The 4,124-nt window shown below is 72.5% G+C and carries 4 protein-coding genes; 2 read left to right on the top strand and 2 right to left on the bottom strand.

The window, feature by feature from the left end:
- Positions 1-713 (top strand): M20/M25/M40 family metallo-hydrolase (locus HMPREF0731_RS05000; RefSeq protein WP_007002947.1); only part of this gene is annotated, 713 nt, incomplete at its 5' end.
- A 150-nt stretch (positions 714-863) separates the two neighbouring features.
- Positions 864-1,406: a hypothetical protein gene (locus HMPREF0731_RS05005; RefSeq protein WP_007002948.1), complete on the top strand. Its 543-nt coding sequence runs from the start codon at positions 864-866 to the stop codon at positions 1,404-1,406.
- Positions 1,407-1,641: 235 nt separating this feature from the next.
- On the opposite strand, the gene HMPREF0731_RS05010 is transcribed toward HMPREF0731_RS05005, so the two are convergent.
- Entirely contained in the window at positions 1,642-2,748 is a 1,107-nt protein-coding gene (locus tag HMPREF0731_RS05010; protein WP_007002949.1) for an OmpA family protein, read from the bottom strand.
- A 173-nt stretch (positions 2,749-2,921) separates the two neighbouring features.
- Positions 2,922-4,049, bottom strand: coding sequence for a 5-(carboxyamino)imidazole ribonucleotide synthase (locus tag HMPREF0731_RS05015; protein ID WP_007002950.1), 1,128 nt, complete (start codon positions 4,047-4,049; stop codon positions 2,922-2,924).
- Positions 4,050-4,124 lie beyond the last annotated feature (75 nt).

Raw genomic sequence — 4,124 nt, forward strand, 5'->3', positions numbered from 1 at the left:
GCGCCCCCCTTCCGGAACTGCGCCGCACCAATTTCTTCTGGGAGCTGCATATCGAGCAGGGCCCGGTGCTGGTCGATCGCGGCCTGCCCGCCGCCGCCGTCTCCGCCGTGCGCGGCCATGTCCGCTATCCGGGCGCGCTCTGCCAGGGCGAGGCCGGGCATTCCGGCGCCGTGCCGCGCCATCTGCGGCGCGACCCGGCGCTGGCGGTGGCCGAGCTGCTGCACGAGCTGGACACGCTCTGGGGCCGCGCCTTGCAGGAGGGCGCCGACCTGGTGCTGACCGCCGGCCAGCTCTGGATCGACCCGGCCAGCGCCACCGCCACCCGCATCCCCGATGCGGTGCGCTTCAGCCTGGACCTGCGCAGCGCCCAGCCCGCCGTGCTGGCGGAGCTGGCGGCGCTGCTGCCGCGCCGCGCCGCCGAGATCGGCGCCCGCCGCGGCGTGCGCTTCGATCTGGGCCAGGCGGTGCGCGCCGCCCCCGTGCTGCTGGACGAGGCGGCGCGTGCCGCCATCGAGGCCGCCCTGCCCGAGCCGGTCACCCTCGCTTCCGGCGCTGGCCATGACGCGGCGGAGTTCGTGCGGCGCGGCACCCCGGCGGCCATGGTCTTCATCCGCAACCGCAACGGCTCGCACAACCCGGCCGAGGCGATGGAGATGGAGGATTTCCTGGCCGGTCTGGCGGCGATGCAGCAGGCGATCCGCGCCGCCGGCTGAACCGGCCAAGCTCAGGCTGCATTGCCGCCACACCGCATAACGGATTGCCAAAGCATCATTCCGCGACCGCTTCGCAACACCCCCGCTCTGATATAGAAGCGAAACGGGACCGCTCGCGGTTCCGTCACCGGGAGCAGGGGGTCCCGTCACATGGCTTACATCCAGAGATTCCTGGCGGGGTCCGCCCTTGCCTTGGCCGTGGCGCTGCCGGCGGCCGCGCAGACCTGCCTGCAACCGGCCGAGCACGCCGCGATGGCGGTGCGCGCGCTGCAGAGCCAGCTGATGGTCGCCGCCCTCTCCTGCAACCAGCATGACGACTACAACGCCTTCGTCACGCGGCACCAGCGCGACCTGGGCACCGCCTGGCGCAACCTGACCGGGCATTTCCGCCGCGTGCATGGCGGCCGCGCCCAGCGCGAGATGGATGGCTACATCACCACCCTGGCCAATGCGCAGAGCCAGGAGGGCATCCGCCAGGGCTCGCATTTCTGCCAGAACGTGGCGCCGCTGTTCCAGCAGGCGCTGAGCCAGAGCGGCATGGCCGCGCTGGCCAGCCTGTCGCTGGAGCAGAAGGTGCTGAACCCCTATGGCGCCGAGGCCTGCCCGGCCCCGGCCACCCGCAGCGCCCAGGCGACGCCGCGCCGCAGCACCCCGGACCAGCCCGCCCCGCAAACCCAGGTCGCCATCCGCTGATTTTTGCCGGGCTGCCGCCGTCCTGTGCGAAGGCGGGTCGCTGAACTGAGGCTGCGGCTTGGGTTTCCCGGTCGGCACGGGCTGCGGAACACATGAGAAAAGGCCCGGCGGGGTATCCCCGCCGGGCCTTTTCGCGCGCCGGATCTCCGGGCAGCGGCACCGCCCTTCCCGGAACCCGGAACAGAAAAAGGGCGCCCGGAGGCGCCCTTTCCCTTGGCCGTGACCGGCTGCGCGATTAGCGCAGGACGATCTCGACGCGGCGGTTCTGCGGCTCGCGCACGCCGTCGGCCGTCGGGACCAGCGGACGGCTCTCGCCGAAGGCCTGGACGGTGATGGCGGAGCGGGCGACGCCCAGGCGGACCAGCTCGGCGGCCACGGCGTCGGCGCGACGCTGCGACAGGCGCTGGTTGTACTGCGGCGAGCCGGCGCGGTCGGCGTGACCGGCCACCTCGATGCGGGTCGCCTGCACGCGGCTGCTGTTCTGCGCGGCCTCGGCGATGATCTGGCGGGCACGGTCCGTCAGGTCAGCGCGGTCGAAGTCGAAGAACACCAGGTAGGTGCGGGCCGGGGCCGGGGCAGCGGCCGGCGCCGGGGCGGCAACCGGGACCGGGGCCGGCGGCACCGGGGCGTTGAACGCATAGCGCAGGCCCAGGAACACCGAGTGGTTGTAGTTCTCGGAGTCGACCTTGGTGCGGGCGGTCACGACGCCAGCCGTGTTACGGGTGACGGCGGTGAAGTCCGGATCCAGGGTGCCCAGGAAGCGGTACTCGGCGGTGATCGCCAGGCCCGGCACGGCGGCGATCGGGAAGGCGGCGCCGACGATGCCCTGGAAGGCGAACTGGCCGTTGTCGTCGTCGATCGTCACGCTGGAGCGGCCCAGGCCACGGCTGCGAACCGTGTCGTAGTCGCTCCACACATAACCGACGCCGGCGCCGACATACGGCACCACGGGCAGGCCGAGGTTGAAGTCATACAGGGCGTTGACCATCGCGCCGTAGCTGCGGACGGTGCCGCCGATGCCCGGCAGGTTGCCGCCGGCCTTCAGCGTGTCCACATCGTTCTGGCGGTAGTTGCCCTCGAGCTCGGCGCGCAGGCCGTTGCCGAAGCCATAACCGACGCTCAGAACGCCGCCGAAGCCGTGCTCGAACTCGGCGCTCAGCTTGCGGGTCGCGCCGCGGGCGGTGCCCATCGACTGGGTCGCGCCGGAGGCCGTGATGTCGGCGTCCTGCAGGTAGTTGTAGCCAGCGCCAGCGCCGACATAAACGCCCGTGACAGGCTGCGCCTGGGCCGCGAGCGGCAGCGCCAGAACGGTCGCGGCCAGAAGCGCCTTCTTGAGGCTCATTAGAATTCTCCTCGATCCACCAGAGGCTTGCTCGCTGCGCGCGCCCTCTGGAAGGATCCCCCCGAGTCACGGCGCCGCGTGAAACCTTCATTAGCAGAGCCTTTGGCGCCGCGCAGCAGGGCGGCGGAGTTTCCCGCCACATGTGGCGCGGAAGCCACATTGGGCCATTTCAGTCACAGACCCGCGAGCAGCGCCGCATCTTTGGCGCCGCCTTCCAGCGTGCCGCGCGGGAACAGGCGGTTGGCATGGCCCATCTTGCGGCCCTCCCGCGCCTCGCCCTTGCCGTAGAGATGCACCGCCACCCCGGCATCGCCCAGCAGCGCCGGCAGCTTCGCCATGCCCTCGGGGCCGACCAGGTTGCGCATCACCGCGTCCGAATGCCGCTCCACCCCGCCGAGCGGCAGGCCGGCCACCGCGCGCATATGCTGGTGGAACTGGCTGGCGGCGCAGGCATCCATGGTCCAGTGGCCGGAATTGTGCGGCCGGGGCGCGATCTCGTTGCCCAGCAGGGTGCCGTCCGGCAGCAGGAAGAACTCCACCGCCAGCACGCCGACCAGCTCCAGCTCCGCCGCCACGCGCATGGCGTGGCCGCGCGCCGCCTCGGCCACCGCCGCCGGCACCCGCGCCGGGGCGAAGGACAGGTCCAGGATGTGGTGGTGGTGCCGGTTCTCCACGGCGTCATAGGCCACCGCCTGCCCGTCCAGCCCGCGCGCCGCCACCGCCGAGATCTCCTGCGCGAAGGGCACGAAGGCTTCCAGGATCAGCGGGTGCGGCCGCAGCCGCTCGAAGGCCGGGGCCAGGTCCTCCGGCGCGCGCAGCACCGCCTGGCCGCGCCCGTCATAGCCCAGCCGGGTGGTCTTCAGCACCGCCGGCAGGCCCAGCTCGGCCACCGCCGCCTGCAATTCCTCCAGGCTGCGCACCGGGCGCCAGGGCGCCACCGGCACCCCCGCCTGGGCCAGGAAGGTCTTCTCCAGGATGCGGTCCTGGCACACCGCCAGCGCCTTCTCGCCCGGCCGGCAGGGCACCAGCGGGCGCAGGATCTCCAGCGTGCGGGCGGGCACGTTCTCGAACTCGAAGGTCACCACATCGACCTGGGCGGCGAAGGCGGCCAGGGCCTCGGCATCCTCATACCCCGCCACCGTGTGCGCGGCCGAGACCAGCATGCCGGGCGAGCCGGCATCCGGGGCATAGACATGGCAGCGATAGCCGAGCTCGGCCGCGGCGAGGGCCGACATGCGGCCGAGCTGGCCGCCGCCCAGGATGCCGATGGTCGCATTGGGGGGGAGCGGCGCCTGGCTCATGCCGGCTCCTCCGCCACGGCGGCGGTCTGCGCCGCGCGGTATTCGTCGAGCCGCCCGGCCAGCGCCGCGTCGGTC

The sequence above is a fragment of the Pseudoroseomonas cervicalis ATCC 49957 genome (assembly GCF_000164635.1).
In the GTDB taxonomy this organism is placed as follows: Bacteria; Pseudomonadota; Alphaproteobacteria; order Acetobacterales; family Acetobacteraceae; genus Pseudoroseomonas; species Pseudoroseomonas cervicalis.